Origin of the sequence: Erwinia sp. Leaf53, assembly GCF_001422605.1 — a bacterium.
Lineage (GTDB): Bacteria > Pseudomonadota > Gammaproteobacteria > Enterobacterales > Enterobacteriaceae > Erwinia.
The window spans coordinates 1-15,396 of sequence record NZ_LMLK01000023.1 but is presented as its reverse complement, the minus strand read 5'-3'; the positions used below and the strand labels follow the sequence as shown (position 1 = coordinate 15,396).

At 59.9% G+C, this 15,396-nt stretch carries 12 protein-coding genes; 10 read left to right on the top strand and 2 right to left on the bottom strand.

Annotation, left to right across the window (positions count from 1 at the left end):
* Positions 1–3: 3 nt before the first annotated feature.
* The 5 genes from proX to emrB all read left to right on the top strand — a co-directional run bounded on the left by proX (position 4) and on the right by emrB (position 6,236).
* On the top strand, positions 4–999 hold the full coding sequence (gene proX, locus ASF13_RS16290; RefSeq protein WP_056238544.1) for a glycine betaine/L-proline ABC transporter substrate-binding protein ProX: 996 nt from the start codon (positions 4–6) through the stop codon (positions 997–999).
* 309 nt (positions 1,000–1,308) lie between these two features.
* Complete coding sequence (locus tag ASF13_RS16285) at positions 1,309–2,493, top strand: MFS transporter (protein ID WP_056238541.1); 1,185 nt, start codon at positions 1,309–1,311, stop codon at positions 2,491–2,493.
* Between the two features lie 307 nt (positions 2,494–2,800).
* Entirely contained in the window at positions 2,801–3,331 is a 531-nt protein-coding gene (gene mprA, locus ASF13_RS16280; protein ID WP_056238538.1) for a transcriptional repressor MprA, read from the top strand.
* Between the two features lie 155 nt (positions 3,332–3,486).
* Entirely contained in the window at positions 3,487–4,659 is a 1,173-nt protein-coding gene (gene emrA / locus ASF13_RS16275) for a multidrug efflux MFS transporter periplasmic adaptor subunit EmrA (protein WP_056238536.1), read from the top strand.
* A gap of 17 nt (positions 4,660–4,676) precedes the next feature.
* On the top strand, positions 4,677–6,236 hold the full coding sequence (gene emrB, locus ASF13_RS16270; RefSeq protein WP_056238531.1) for a multidrug efflux MFS transporter permease subunit EmrB: 1,560 nt from the start codon (positions 4,677–4,679) through the stop codon (positions 6,234–6,236).
* Between the two features lie 304 nt (positions 6,237–6,540).
* On the opposite strand, the gene ASF13_RS16265 is transcribed toward emrB, so the two are convergent.
* A complete protein-coding gene (locus tag ASF13_RS16265; RefSeq protein WP_056238526.1) occupies positions 6,541–7,572 on the bottom strand; it encodes a tRNA/rRNA methyltransferase in 1,032 nt (343 codons plus the stop codon).
* A gap of 263 nt (positions 7,573–7,835) precedes the next feature.
* Here ASF13_RS16265 and trxC point away from each other — a divergent pair, with 263 nt between their 5' ends.
* The 5 genes from trxC (at position 7,836) to ASF13_RS16240 (ending at position 13,670) form a co-directional block, all read left to right on the top strand.
* Positions 7,836–8,255, top strand: a complete 420-nt coding sequence (gene trxC, locus ASF13_RS16260) for a thioredoxin TrxC (RefSeq protein WP_056239685.1) — start codon at positions 7,836–7,838, stop codon at positions 8,253–8,255.
* 117 nt (positions 8,256–8,372) lie between these two features.
* On the top strand, positions 8,373–9,101 hold the full coding sequence (locus ASF13_RS16255) for a tRNA-uridine aminocarboxypropyltransferase (protein ID WP_056238523.1): 729 nt from the start codon (positions 8,373–8,375) through the stop codon (positions 9,099–9,101).
* Positions 9,102–9,173: 72 nt separating this feature from the next.
* Positions 9,174–11,840 carry a bifunctional acetate--CoA ligase family protein/GNAT family N-acetyltransferase gene (locus ASF13_RS16250; RefSeq protein WP_056238521.1) on the top strand — a complete coding sequence of 889 codons (2,667 nt, stop codon included), beginning with the start codon at positions 9,174–9,176 and terminating at the stop codon, positions 11,838–11,840.
* A gap of 98 nt (positions 11,841–11,938) precedes the next feature.
* Entirely contained in the window at positions 11,939–13,294 is a 1,356-nt protein-coding gene (pssA, locus tag ASF13_RS16245) for a CDP-diacylglycerol--serine O-phosphatidyltransferase (protein WP_056238518.1), read from the top strand.
* 55 nt (positions 13,295–13,349) lie between these two features.
* Positions 13,350–13,670, top strand: a complete 321-nt coding sequence (locus tag ASF13_RS16240; protein ID WP_056238515.1) for a YfiM family lipoprotein — start codon at positions 13,350–13,352, stop codon at positions 13,668–13,670.
* Positions 13,671–13,700: 30 nt separating this feature from the next.
* On the opposite strand, the gene ASF13_RS16235 is transcribed toward ASF13_RS16240, so the two are convergent.
* A complete protein-coding gene (locus ASF13_RS16235; protein ID WP_056238513.1) occupies positions 13,701–15,002 on the bottom strand; it encodes an MFS transporter in 1,302 nt (433 codons plus the stop codon).
* Between the last annotated feature and the right edge of the window lie 394 nt (positions 15,003–15,396).

The window sequence follows — 15,396 nt, the reverse complement described above, 5'->3', positions numbered from 1 at the left end:
GCTATGCGCAAGACAGCACTGCTGGCCGCCGCGTTAACCACGCTGGCCGCCGCTCAGGTTTCCGCCGCCGATCTGCCGGGTAAAGGCATCACCGTGAAACCGGTACAGAGCACCATTACCGAAGAGACCTTCCAGACCCTGCTGGTCAGCCGCGCGCTGGAGAAGCTGGGCTACACCGTTGCGCCGACCAGCGAAGTGGACTACAACGTCGGCTACACCTCGATCGCCTCCGGTGACGCCACCTTTACCGCGGTCAACTGGCAGCCGCTGCACGACGATATGTACAAGGCCGCCGGCGGCGATGCGAAGCTCTACCGCCAGGGCACCTACGTTAACGGCGCTGCACAGGGCTATCTGATCGACAAGAAAACCGCTGAGAAATACCACATCACCAATATCGCCCAGCTGAAGGACCCGAAAATTGCCGCGCTGTTTGACAGCAACGGCGACGGCAAAGCAGATATGACCGGCTGTACGCCGGGCTGGGGCTGTGAAGCGGTTATCGTTCACCAGAACAAAGCCTTCGGCCTGGAAAACACCGTTGAAGCCAATATGGGCAACTACTCGGCGATGATCGCCGACATGCTGACCCGTTATAAGCAGGGCAAGCCGGTGATCTACTACACCTGGACCCCGTACTGGCTGAGCGACGTGCTGAAGCCGGGCCGCGACGTGGTATGGCTGCAGGTGCCGTTCTCCTCACTGCCGGGCGAGCAGAAAGACGTTGATACCAAACTGCCTAACGGTGCCAACTACGGCTTCCCGGTCAATACCATGCACATCGTGGCTAATAAAGCCTGGGCAGAGCAGAACCCGGCGGCGGCAAAACTGTTTGCAGAGATGAAGCTGCCGATTACCGACATCAACGCCCAGAACGCCCGCATGCATGAAGGCCACGCGTCTGAGGCCGAGGTTAACGCCCACGTGGATGGCTGGATCAAGGCCCACCAGGCGACCTTTGACGGCTGGGTGAAAGACGCGCTGGCCGCGGCGAAGTAACCATCTGACCGGGCCCTGCCGGCCCGGATAAGCCCTGATTTACCGGGCGCGAAGGATGACCTTCGCGCCCGCCGTCTGTAACCGGTTTCTCTGCACACCGGCAAAATCGGGCGGATCGCATTCATATTCTTTTTGCTTAAGTTGCCGCACGCGTCCCTTCTGTCCCCTCCCCGTATTCAGGCCCGCCGCATGACCCTGCCCTGCCCGCCCACGACAAACTGGTTTGTCCTGTTAATTATTCTGTGAGTGAAATAGTTATTTGGGTTACTATTAGGACATGAGATATTTCTTACTCCAACACGATATGCTATGAAATCTTCCACTCCCGGGCTGAGCCCCGCCCTGGTCGCGCTGATGTCGCTCGCGACCGGCCTTGCCGTTGCCTGTAACTATTATGTGCAACCGCTGCTGGCCACCATCGCGCAAACCTTCGATCTCTCTTTCCATCAGGCCGGTTTTATCGTGACCACCGCCCAGCTTGGCTATGCCGCCGGACTGCTGCTGCTGGTACCGCTCGGCGACCTGCTGGAGAGACGCGCGCTGATCGTCAGCATGAGCCTGCTGGCCGCCGGCGGCATGGTGCTGACCGCGCTCTCCCCCACTCTGCCGCTGATGCTGCTGGGTACCGCGCTGACCGGGCTGTTCTCGGTGGTCGCCCAGATTCTGGTGCCGCTGGCCGCCACCCTTGCCGCGCCGGAAAAACGCGGTAAAACCGTGGGCACGGTGATGAGCGGCCTGCTGCTGGGGATCCTGCTGGCGCGGACCGTGGCCGGCGGGCTGGCCCAGCTGGGCGGCTGGCGCACCGTGTTCTGGGTGGCCAGCGTGCTGATGGTGCTGATGTCGCTGGCGCTGTGGCGCTGGCTGCCGCGCTATAAGCAGTCGGTGCCGCTCAACTATCCGCAGCTGCTCGGTTCGATCGGAAGCCTTTATCTGCGCCATCCGATCCTGCGCACCCGGGCGATTACCGGCTGCCTGGCCTTCGCCAACTTCAGCGTGCTGTGGACCTCGATGGCGTTTCTGCTGTCGTCGCCCGAGTGGGGCTATTCCGAAGGTCAAATCGGCCTGCTCGGCCTGGTCGGCGCCGCCGGTGCGCTGGCCGCGCGGCAGGCGGGCAGCCTGGCGGATAAAGGCAAAGCGCGGCTCACTACCAGCGTCGGGCTGATTATCCTGCTCGCCTCCTGGGGCCTGACGGCGCTGGGCGCGCACTCGCTGCTGGCGTTGATTCTCGGCATTATCCTGCTGGATCTGGCGGTGCAGGGCGTGCATATCACCAATCAGAGCGTGATTTACCGCCATATGCCGGAAGCCCGCAACCGGCTGACCGCCGGCTATATGACCTGCTACTTCATCGGCGGTGCCGCCGGTTCGCTGCTCTCCGCCTCCGCCTACCAGACCGCAGGCTGGTATGGCGTCTGTGCGATCGGCGCGGCGTTAACGTTGCTTAACATTGTCAACTGGTGGCTAACCCGCCACCACGAAGCGGTTGCCGGGTGATTTTTCGCAAAAAGAATGAAGTTTTTTCGGGTTTTAGCCGCTTTTCTCAGAAATATCTCTCTGGTAAGGTGAGTCGAAATTTATTCATGCCGGTGACTCTTTCAGATGCAATTAATTAGCCTGACAGGAGAAATACCGCGATGAACGGCAATCAACGCTGCCATACCGTAGCGCACTGGGTTATGGAGTGACCCGGAAATTACAGATGAGGGTCACGGCGTTCGGACAACGTTTCCGATCCACGTGGATGACCAGAGTGCACGCTCATCGTTTATCTATACATTGCAACAAGTGAGGTCCCTTTATAATGGAAAGTTCTTTTACGCCCATTGAACAGATGCTTAATTTTCGTGCTAACCGCCAGAAAGATTTCCCGTTGCAGGAGATTATGCTGACCCGTCTGTGCATGCACATGCAAAGTAAGCTGTTGGATAATCGCAATAAAATGCTCAAGGCGCAGGGAATCAACGAAACGCTGTTTATGGCGCTGATCACGCTGGACGCGCAGGAAGACCACAGCATTCAGCCCTCGGAGCTGAGCTCTGCGCTGGGTTCTTCACGTACCAACGCCACCCGTATTGCCGATGAACTGGAAAAACGTGGCTGGATTGAGCGCCGTGAAAGCGAAAACGATCGTCGCTGCCTGCACCTGCATCTGACGCCTAAAGGCAATGAGTTCCTGCGCCAGCTGCTGCCGCCCCAGCACCAGAGCCTGCAGCTGCTGTGGTCTTCCCTGAGCGATTCGGAAAAATCTCAACTGGAAGGTATCACCCGCAAACTGCTGAACCGTCTCGATCAGATGGACGAAGAAGGCGTGATTGCTTCGCTGTCACGTTAAATGTTCCACTGATAGCATAATGTGCGACAAACGCCTTTCCAGAAATCGGTAGTTTATCCCTCCAAAATAAAAAAACATGCCAGCGCTCACCCGCTGGCATTTTCGATTCGGGCGCAGGCCGCCCACTAATGATGGCAAGAAGAATGGAGAACACCATGAGTGCAAATGGGGTGACGCAGGACCCGCAACAGCCGCAGGGGAAGAAAAAGACGCGTAAACGCGCGCTGCTGCTGCTGGCCGTTCTGTTGGTAATTATCGCGGGAGCGTATCTGATTTACTGGTTCCTGGTACTGCGCCATTATCAGGAAACGGATGACGCCTATGTAGCAGGAAACCAGGCGCAGGTGATGGCTCAGGTGTCAGGAAGCGTTAATAAAGTCTGGTTTGATGATACCGATTACGTCAAAAAAGGCGACCTGCTGGTAACGCTGGACCGCACCGACGCTGAGCAGGCGTTTGAAAAAGCGCAGACCGCGCTGGCCACTACCGTGCGCCAGACCCACCAGCTGATCATTAACGGCAAACAGTACCAGGCAACCATCGCACTGCAGCAAACCGCGCTGGAGCAGGCTCAGGCGGATCTGAAGCGCCGCGAGCCGCTGGGTGCCGCTAACCTGATCGGCCGTGAAGACCTGCAGCACGCCCGCGACGCGGTAGCCACCGCCAAAGCGCAGCTCGACGTGGCCCTGCAGCAGTACAACGCCAATCAGGCGATGATCCTTAACACCTCGCTGGACAATCAGCCGGCGGTGAAACAGGCGGCCGCCGAACTGCGTGACGCCTGGCTGGCGCTGCAGCGCACCAACGTGGTCAGCCCAATCAACGGCTACGTGTCACGGCGCAGCGTGCAGGTCGGTTCGCAGATCACCACCAGCACCCCGCTGCTGGCGATCGTGCCGGCCGATAACCTGTGGGTGGATGCGAACTTTAAAGAGACCCAGCTGGCAGGCGTGCGCATCGGCCAGCCGGCCACGGTGGTCAGCGATATCTACGGCGACGACGTGGTGTATCACGGCAAAGTGGTTGGCCTGGATATGGGTACCGGCAGCGTGTTCTCACTGCTGCCGGCGCAGAACGCCACCGGTAACTGGATCAAGGTGGTGCAGCGCCTGCCGGTACGTATCGAGCTGGACCCGCAGCAGGTGGCACAGCATCCGCTGCGTATCGGCCTGTCGACGCTGGTAAAAGTCGATACCGCCAACCGCGACGGCGCGGTGCTGGCCACCAGCGTGCGCAGCAAACCGGCCTATGAAAGTGACGCGCTGGCGCTGGATCTGGCTCCGGCCAATCAGCTTATCGCGGACATTATCCGTGCCAATGCCGGCTAACCCCGCAAGAGGCTGATATGGCACAAAAACCGCTTGAAGGCGCGCAGCTGGTCCTGATGACCATTGCGCTGTCTCTGGCCACCTTTATGCAGGTGCTGGATTCGACCATTGCTAACGTCGCCATCCCGACCATCGCCGGTAATCTGGGGGCCTCTAACTCCCAGGGTACCTGGGTAATCACCTCATTTGGCGTGGCCAACGCCATCTCGATCCCGATCACCGGCTGGCTGGCAAAACGCTTTGGTGAGGTGAAGCTGTTTATGTGGTCGACGATCGCCTTTGCCCTCGCCTCACTGGCCTGTGGCCTGTCGGAAAGTCTGACCATGCTGATCGTCTTCCGCGTGATCCAGGGGTTGGTGGCCGGGCCGTTAATCCCGCTGTCGCAGAGCCTGCTGTTGAGCAACTACCCGCCGGCGAAACGCAGCGTGGCGCTGGCGCTGTGGTCGATGACCGTGGTGGTGGCACCGATCTGTGGCCCGATCCTTGGCGGCTGGATCAGCGACAACTATCACTGGGGCTGGATTTTCTACATCAACGTGCCAATTGCCATCATCGTGGTGGCGCTGGCGCTGCAGTCGCTGCGCGGTCGTGAGACGGCGACGGTGATCCGGCCAATCGACACCGTAGGGCTGGTGCTGCTGGTGGTGGGGATTGGCTGCCTGCAGGTGATGCTCGACCGCGGTAAAGAGCTGGACTGGTTCAGCTCCGGCGAAATTATCGTGCTGGCGGTGGTCGCCGCCATGGCGCTGGCGGCGCTGCTGATCTGGGAGCTGACCGACGATCACCCGATCGTGGATTTATCGCTGTTTAAGATGCGGAACTTCACCATCGGCTGCCTGTCGATCAGCCTCGCCTACATGCTCTACTTCGGCTCGATCGTGCTGCTGCCGCAGCTGCTGCAGGAGGTGTATGGCTATACGGCCACCTGGGCCGGGCTGGCATCGGCACCGGTCGGCATTCTGCCGGTGCTGCTGTCGCCGATTATCGGCCGCTTCTCGCACAAGCTGGATATGCGCATGCTGGTGACCTTCAGCTTTATTATGTATGCGGTGTGCTTCTACTGGCGCGCTTATACCTTTGAGCCGGGGATGGACTTTGGCGCGTCGGCCTGGCCGCAGTTCGTGCAGGGGTTTGCGGTGGCCTGCTTCTTTATGCCGCTGACGGCAATTACCCTCTCAGGGTTACCGCCGGAGCGACTGGCGGCGGCCTCCAGCCTGTCGAACTTTACCCGCACGCTGGCGGGTTCGATCGGTACCTCGATCACCACCACGATGTGGACCGATCGGGAGTCGATGCACCACGTGTATTTAAGCGAGTCGATCACCCCGTATAACGCCAACAGCCAGCAGGTCTACAGCCAGCTGGAGAGCATGGGGATGAACCACGATCAGGCTTCCGCCTGGATTGCGCAGCAGATTACCAATCAGGGGCTGATTATCTCGGCCAATGAGATCTTCTGGGCTTCCGCCGGGGTGTTCCTGGTGCTGCTGGCGCTGGTGTGGTTCGCCCGGCCGCCGTTTGGTGCAGGAGCGGGCGGTGGCGGCGCGCGCAGCGGTGGCGGTGGCGGCGCTCACTGATCGCTGTTCCTGCGTGATAGCAGCGGGGTGCACAGCCCCCTGTTCCACTGTAGACAGCGACGGCTGACGCGATCTCTGCGGCAGAGGCGTAAACAGGGTTAGAAAGTGATGAAGAGACGGAAGCTGATGCAGATGCAGAGAAAGATGCAGATATCATGACAGCGTTGCAGACAGTAAAATGGGCCCTCTCGGGCCCATTTTTTTACCTCTGATTCTGTCTCTGGCCAGGCCGTCATTATCACCTGCCCGTGGTGAGGCATCGCGCCCCACCCGCCAGCGCGGTTAATCCGCGCACAACAGAATATCAGACGTTCTGACGCCACCATTCGGCCAGCAGAATACCGGTCGCCACGGAGACGTTAAGGCTCTCCACGTTGCCGGTACCGCCGATCGAGACGCTGAGGTCGCTCTGCTCGAAGGTGCTGTCAGACAGACCATCACGCTCCTGGCCCAGTACCAGTACCATTCTGGCCGGCAGTTCTGCCTGCGCCAGCGTGACGCCCTGGTGACTGGAGGTGGTGACGATGGTGTATCCCGCTTTACGGAACGCATCAAGGCCCGCCGCAAAGCTCTCACCGCTGATTGCCTGCACGTGCTCCGCGCCGCCTTCAGCGGTACGTACCGCCGCACCGGACTCCAGCAGCGACGCGTCCTGCACCAGCAGCCCCTTCACGCCAAAGTGCGCGCAGCTGCGCATAATGCCGCCAAGGTTGTGTGGGTTGCCCACTTCTTCCAGCGCCAGCACGCAGTCTTTCTGGCCGGCCTGCGCCAGCCATTCGCTGACCGGCATACCGAAGCGTTTTTTAATCAGGAAGCAGACGCCGCCGTGATGCTCGGTTCCGGAGGCTTTCTGCAGCTCGGCTTCATCCACGGTGTGGTAAGCCTTGCGGTTAGCCGCCATATATTTTAACGCTTCACGGAAACGAGGCGTAACGCTCTGTACAAACCAGGCGCGCACGATCGACTCCGGACGGCTCTGGAACAGCGCCTGACAGGCATTTTCGCCGTACACGCGGGTCTCTTCCAGACGCTGACGGCGCAGCTGCTCAGGGTCGATAAAACTTTTACCGCTAATACCGCCGTGGTCCGGCTTGTCATCGGCAACCGCCGCGCCAGGCGCACGGGATACGGTGCGCCACGGCGAGTCAGAACGCCCTTCGTCGCGGTCGCGCCCGCCACGTGGCTTGCTGTCTGCACTGCGTGAAGGACGGCCTTTGGGATCCGGGCGAGGGCCCTTACCGGTACGTGGATTGTGCCCACGCTTGTCACCATCATCTTCACCGCGGACATACATCACTTTGACTTTACCGCTCTTACCTTTAAATTCGTCGTTCATTTTTCCTCCACCGGGCTGAGCGCGAAGCGCGCAGATTACCTGATGTCACAACAGTTAGCTATCAACTTCCAATAAAACGCCCGCGGCAACGCCCGTGCCGGGTTTTCCGGCCCGCACCCGCCGTCTGCAGATTGTCAGACCTTACCTATTATACCTATTGAACAAACCGCTTTGTCGCTATCGGGCCAACATCGCATAATAAATTTACTCTACTGCAGAATAAGGTAAGTGAGCGCTTACCATAACGATCGCTGAGGTGAATGATGAAAACGGTTTGTGCATCCTGCCAGTCAACCAATCGCGTCCCTGAGGAGCGGGTGAATGACGGGGCAAAATGCGGCCGCTGCGGCGACGCGCTGTTTGCCGGCCAGGTGGTGGATGCCACCACCGCCACGCTGGATAAATATCTGCAGGACGACCTGCCGGTAGTGGTTGATTTCTGGGCCCCCTGGTGCGGCCCGTGCCGCAACTTCGCACCGGTGTATGAAACCGTGGCGCGCGAACGCAGCGGCCAGGTGCGCTTTCTGAAGGTGAATACCGAAGACGAACGCGCGCTGAGCAGCCGCTTTCGCATCCGCAGCATCCCGACCATTATGGTGTTTAAACAGGGCGAGGTAGCGGATATTCTCAGCGGTGCGATGCCCAAAGCGCCGTTTGACGAGTGGCTGAACGAGAACCTGTGATCCCTGCCTGAACACCTCTGCAGCCACGCCGCCCGACACCCGCAGCTTTCCGGCCGGGCATACCCGGCCGTTATCCGCTAGAATGGCGTTTTCGCTGATATCACTCCATCTCCTACTATGACCGATAATGCCGTTCTTCGTCTGCGAACCGCGCGACTGGCCCGTGCCACCCGCCCTTTTCTCGCCCGTGGCAACCGCGTGCGGCGCTGCCAGCGCTGCCTGCTCCCTGAGAAAAACTGCCTGTGCGACACGCTGGCACCGCAGCAGGCGCGCAGCCGTTTCTGCCTGGTGATGTTCGACAGCGAACCGATGAAACCGAGCAATACCGGGCGGCTGATCGCCGATATTCTGCCGGAGACCGAGGCGTTTGGCTGGTCACGCACCGATCCGGACCCGGCGCTGCTGGCCACCGTCCACAACCCTGACGTGCAGCCGCTGGTGGTGTTTCCCCACAGCTATGCCGACCCCGGCCGGCCAGTGCTGCACGCTCCGCCGCTGAGCGGGAAACCGCCGCTGTTTATTATGCTCGACGGCACCTGGACCGAAGCGCGCAAGATGTTCCGCAAAAGCCCGTGGCTGGACGCGATGCCGGTGATGTCACTCAACCTGACCCGCCCTTCTAACTACCTGCTGCGCGTCGCGCACGCCGCCGGTCAGCACTGCACGGCCGAAGTGGCGGCCGAGCTGCTGTTGCAGGCCGGGGATACCGCCGCCGGAGAGGCGCTGTTTCAACACTTCGACCTGTTCCGCCAGCGCTACATGGCTGGCAAACCGCACCACCCGCTCTATCCGGCCGCCGGCGGTGAGAAAGGCAGCGATGACGAAAATCAATCCGCGATCGCTTAACTGAGCAACAGGCCAGCATCCTGCGCCAGGCCGGTGTAGAATCAGGCGGATGGTATCCCTGAGGGAGCGAAGATGAGCCAACGTGGATTAGAAGCGCTGCTGCGACCGAAGTCGATAGCGGTGATCGGTGCCTCAACCCGGCCGGAGCGCGCCGGGTATCTGATGATGCGCAATTTACTCTCCGGCGGCTTCAGCGGGCCGGTACTGCCGGTCACGCCGAAGTATAAAGCGGTCTGCGGCGTGCTGGCCTGGCCGGACGTCGCCAGCCTGCCGCTGTCACCCGACCTGGCGATCCTCTGCACCCACGCGCGGCGCAACCTGGAGCTGCTGGCGGCGCTCGGTGAGCGCGGCTGTAAAGCCTGCATCATCCTCTCTTCACCCGCCAGCCAGGCCGCCGAACTGCAGGCCTGCGCCAGCCGCTGGCAGATCCGCCTGCTTGGCCCCAACAGTCTTGGCCTGCTGGCCCCCTGGCAGGGGCTTAATGCCAGCTTCTCACCGGTGCCGATCCAGCAGGGTAAGCTGGCGTTTATTTCACAGTCCGCCGCGGTTTCTAATACGATTCTGGACTGGGCGCAGCAGCGTAATCTGGGATTCTCCTGGTTTATCGCGCTGGGTGACAGCCTGGATATTGATGCCGACGACCTGCTCGACTTCCTGGCGCGCGACGGCAAAACCAGCGCCATCCTGCTCTATCTGGAGCACCTTAGCGACGCGCGGCGTTTTGTTTCCGCCGCCCGCAGCGCCGCCCGCAATAAACCGATTGTGGTAATCAAAAGCGGCCGCAGCCCGCACGCCCAGCAGCTGCTCAAATCCCACGGCGGGATGGATGCCGCCTGGGATGCCGCCATCCAGCGCGCCGGGCTGCTGCGGGTACATGACACCCACGAGCTGTTTTCCGCGGTGGAAACCCTAAGCCACATGCGGCCGCTGCGCGGTGAGAAACTGATGATCGTCAGCAACGGTGCTGCCCCGGCCGCGCTGGCGCTCGATGCGCTGGACGAGCGGAACGGCAAGCTGGCCACCCTCAGCGAGCCGCTGCTCAGCGCGCTGCGTGAGCTGCTGCCTGCAGGTGTCACCCCCGGCAATCCGCTGGATCTGAAGGATGACGCCACGCCGGAGCGCTACACCCGGGCGATCGCCCTGTTGCTCGACAGCCACGACGTGGATGCGCTGCTGATTATTCACGCCCCCAGCGCCGTCGCGCCGGCTACGCTCACCGCTCAGCGGGTGATTGAACTAATCCGCCAGCATCCGCGCAGTAAGCAGCTGGCGCTGCTGACCAACTGGTGCGGCGAGCACTCCTCGCTGGAGGCTCGCCGGCTGTTCAGCGACGCCGGCATCCCAACCTATCGCACCCCGGAAGGGACGGTCACCGCCTTTATGCATATGGTGCAATATCGCCGTAACCAGAAGCAGCTGCGGGAAACCCCGGCGCTACCGCCTAACCTGACCGCCAACACCCAGGACGCCCACCGGCTGATTCAGCAGGCATTGCAGCAGGGACCGGTGACGCTGGACACCCACGAGGTGCGGCCAATCCTGCAGGCATACGGTCTGGCCACACTGCCCACCTGGATCGCCGGCGACAGCGCCGAAGCGGTGCATATCGCCGAACAGATTGGCTACCCGGTGGCGCTGAAGCTGCGTTCGCCGGATATCGCCCACAAATCCGAGGTGCAGGGAGTGATGCTCTACCTGCGCACGTCAACAGAGGTGCAGCAGGCGGCGGACGCGATTATCGACCGGGTGAAGATGACCTCACCACAGGCGCGTATTCACGGGCTGCTGGTACAGAGTATGGCGAACCGTGCCGGCTCACAGGAGTTGCGCATCGTGGTGCAGCAGGATGCGCTGTTTGGCCCGGTGATCATGCTCGGGGAGGGCGGCGTCAGCTGGCAGGCCGACCGCCAGGCGGTGGTCGCGCTACCGCCGTTAAATATGACGCTGGCACGCTATCTGGTCATCCAGGCGATCAAGCGCGGCAAAATTCGCGGGCGCAGCGCGCTGCATCCGCTCGACGTGGCCGAGCTGAGCCGGGTGCTGGTGCAGGTGTCGAACCTGATCGTAGACTGCCCGGAGATCGTCCGCCTGGATATCCATCCGCTGCTGGCCACCGGCGATGAGTTCACCCTGCTGGACGTGACGCTGGAACTGGCCGAATTCCACGGCAGCGCCGAGGACCGGCTGGCAATTCGCCCCTACCCGCAGCGTCTGGAAGAGCGGGTGATCCTTAAGGACGGCCAGCCTTGCCTGTTTCGCCCGATCCTGCCGGAAGATGAACCGCTGCTGCAGCAGTTTATTGGCCGGGTGACCAAAGAGGATCTCTACTACCGCTATTTCAGCGAGATCAACGAGTTCACCCATGAAGATTTAGCCAATATGACCCAGATCGATTACGATCGTGAAATGGCGTTCGTCGCCGTCCGTCAGCATAACGGCAGCGAGGAGATTATCGGCGTTACCCGTGCGATCTCCGATGCCGACAATACCGATGCTGAATTCTCAGTGCTGGTCCGCTCCGATCTGAAAGGGCTGGGCATGGGCCGCCGCCTGCTGGAAAAGATGATCGGCTACACCCGCGACCACGGGCTGCAGCAGCTTAACGGCATCACCATGCCGGCCAACCGCAGCATGGTGGCGCTGGCCCGCAAGCTGGGGTTTAGCGTGGACGTGCAACTGGAAGATGGCATTGTCGGGCTTTCGCTGGCGCTGCAGGCTGCCGCCGGTATGGAAAAGTAAATCTCACGCCTTTTCTGCGATCTGGTGGTATTATTCGGGGTTAGGATCTTGATTTTATGGCAGGTGCCATTCAATGAACAGAGAAGAAACGCACCGTGATGTTGTCAAATTTTAAACGCAATAAACACCAACAGCACCTTGCGCAACTGCCAAAACTGTCACAGTCAGTTGCCGGTTTCACCACGCTGTTTTCTCCGGCTGATTTTCGCCAAACGTTACTGGAGAAGATCGCGACGGCAACCCGGCGCATCTGTATCGTCGCCCTCTATCTGGAAAACGATGACGGTGGCAGGAGCATCTTCTCGGCGCTGTACGAGGCTAAGCGGTTGCGCCCTGAGCTGGAAATCAAGGTGCTGGTTGACTGGCACCGCGCCCAGCGCGGTCGTATTGGCGTGGCCGCCGGTGCCACCAATGCCGACTGGTACTGCGAGATGGCCACCCGCCACCCCGATATCGCCATCCCGGTCTACGGCATTCCGGTCAACACCCGTGAGGCGCTCGGCGTACTGCATCTGAAGGGCTCGATCGTCGACGACACCCTGATTTACACCGGCGCCAGCTTTAACGATGTCTACCTGCACCAGCATCAGCGCTATCGCTACGATCGCTATCAGCTGATCGCCAATCCGCAGCTGGCCGATACCATGATCGACTGGATCGACAACAACCTGATTCAGGCCGAGGCGGTGCATCGTCTGGACCAGCACGAACGCCCGAAAAGCCCGGAAATTAAAAATGAAACCCGGCAGTTCCGCCAGGACCTGCGCGGCTATGACTATAAGTTTAAGGGTGATGCCGGCAATGAAGTACTGGCCGTGACGCCGCTGGTAGGCCTTGGCAAACACAGCCTGCTGAATAAAACCATTTATCACCTGATGCCGTGCACCGAGCAGAAGCTGACCATCTGCACCCCCTACTTCAACCTGCCGGCGATCCTGGCGCGCAACATTATCGCCCTGCTGCGCCAGGGAAAACAGGTTGAGATCATCATCGGCGATAAGACCGCCAACGACTTCTATATACCGGAGGATCAGCCGTTCAAAATCATCGGTGCGCTGCCCTACCTGTATGAGATTAACCTGCGCCGCTTCCTCAGCCGCCTGCAGTACTACGTCAGCGCCGGTCAGCTGACCGTGCGGTTGTGGAAAGACGGTGAAAACAGCTATCACCTGAAGGGCATGTGGGTCGACGAGGAGTGGATGCTGATTACCGGCAACAACCTCAATCCGCGCGCCTGGCGTCTGGACCTGGAAAATGCGGTGCTGATCCACGATCCGCTGCAGCAGCTGGCCGAACAGCGCGAGCATGAACTGCAGCTGATCCGTCAGCATACCACGGTGGTAGAACACTTCCGCGATCTGCAAAGCATCGCTGACTATCCGTTGAAAGTGCGCAAACTGATCCGACGCCTGCGGCGCATCCGTATTGACCGGCTGATCAGCCGCATCCTCTGAGCATTGCCACCTTGGTCAGGCCCTGTTTTTACAGGGCTTTTTTACAGGAGTCCGCATGCGTCATCTTTTACCCCTGCTGTTGCTCTGTTGTAGCGGCTGCACTCATCTGGCGCAGGATCGCTGGACCGGGCGCGACAAAGCACAGCACTTTATCTCTTCCGCTTTCCTCACCGCCGCCGGTAATGCTTACGGCGAGCACCAGAACTGGAGCGAAGGGCGCAGCGCCACCTTCGGCCTGATGTTTGCCATCAGTCTGGGCGCAGGGAAAGAGCTGTACGACAGCCGGGAGGGCGGCACCGGCTGGAGCTGGAAAGACTTCGCATGGGACGTAGCCGGTGCCGCCACCGGCTACAGTCTGTGGAACCTGACACGCTAACGTGTTGGTCGGTGAGATCTGCGCTGCGGGTTACAGTTTCAGCCCTTTGCCACGGCGATGCAGCATCAGTGAAACGGCAAACGCCACGGCACCGAGAAGTGAGACATACCAGAAGAAGCTGGTTTCACTGCCAGCCGCTTTCAACGACAGCGCGACATACTCCGCCGAGCCACCAAACAGCGCATTAGCCACCGCATAAGAGAGCCCAACGCCGAGCGCACGCACCTGTGGCGGAAACATTTCAGCCTTAAGAATACCGCTGATCGAGGTGTAAAAACTGGTAATCAGCAGTGCCAGCATCACCAGCGCAAACGCCAGCAGCGGGCTGCTGACGCTCTGCAGCAGCGTCAGGATCGGCACGGTACAGACTGCCGCACAACCACCAAAGATCAGCATAGAGTTACGCCGGCCAATTTTATCGGAAAGACTACCGATCAGCGGTTGCAGCAGCATAAAAATAAACAGTGCCGCGGTCATCAGCATGCTGGCGGTTTTATGATCCATGCCCGCGGTGTTCACCAGGTACTTCTGCATGTAGGTGGTGAAGGTGTAGAAGCTCAGCGAGCCACCGGCGGTAAAGCCCAGCACCATAATAAACGCACGGCGGTGCTGCCACAGGCCCCGCAGCGATCCTGCATCTTTATGCTTGCGGGTCGCCGCGTCGGAGGTTTCATTCAGCGAGCGCCGCAGGTAAAGCGCAACAATCGCCAGCACAGCCCCCAGCGCAAAAGGAATGCGCCAGCCCCAGCTGCGCAACGCCTCATCAGACAGCACCTGTTGCAGCACTACCACCGTTAGCAGCGCCAGCAACTGGCCGCCTATCAGGGTAACGTACTGAAAAGAAGCGTAAAATCCTTTACGCCCTTCAACTGCCACCTCACTCATATAGGTGGCACTGGTACCGTACTCGCCGCCTACCGACAGCCCCTGGAACAACCTTGCCAGCAGCAGCAGCGCCGGTGCCCAGACGCCAATAGTGGCATAACCGGGCAGGCAGGCGATGACCAGCGAGCCAAAACACATCATACAGACCGAGATCAGCATCGAGGTTTTACGCCCGTGCCTGTCGCCGATGTAGCCAAACAGCCAGCCGCCGATAGGCCGCATCAGAAAGCCGGCGGCAAATACGCCAGCGGTTTGCAGCAGCTGCGTGGTGGTGTTACCGCTGGGGAAAAAGATATGTGCAAAATAGAGCGAACAGAACGAATAGACGTAGAAGTCGAACCACTCCACCAGGTTACCGGAAGAGGCGCCAACGATAGCGCGAATACGTTGTTGCGGGGTAAGCGAATCAGCGGCGTTAGCCGACAGCTCAGAGATGGACTCAGCCATGATTTATCCTCGTTAGTTAACCTTCTTAGCCTGATAACGGCGGCATCCTGCCGCAGAGATGTAAGAAAAATCTGTCTATAAGATTATGTTTTATAGGTTCTTTAAGCATTTACCGCCATTTGATTATGGCACAGTAAACGTATTACGCCTGTTCGAGTTAGGCAGGGTTAGCAGGAGGATGCTCTGAATAACCAGAGAGTGCGAGCTATCATATCGCAACGTTTTGGCTGGATGATTTGAAAGAAAGAGAACTGCCTCTTGCTTTATTCGCCGAAACTGAAGACGCAAAAAAGCCCCATGCTTTCGCATGAGGCTTATTGCTTAATTTGATGCCTGGCAGTTCCCTACTCTCGCATGGGGAGGCCCCACACTACCATCGGCGCTACGGCGTTTC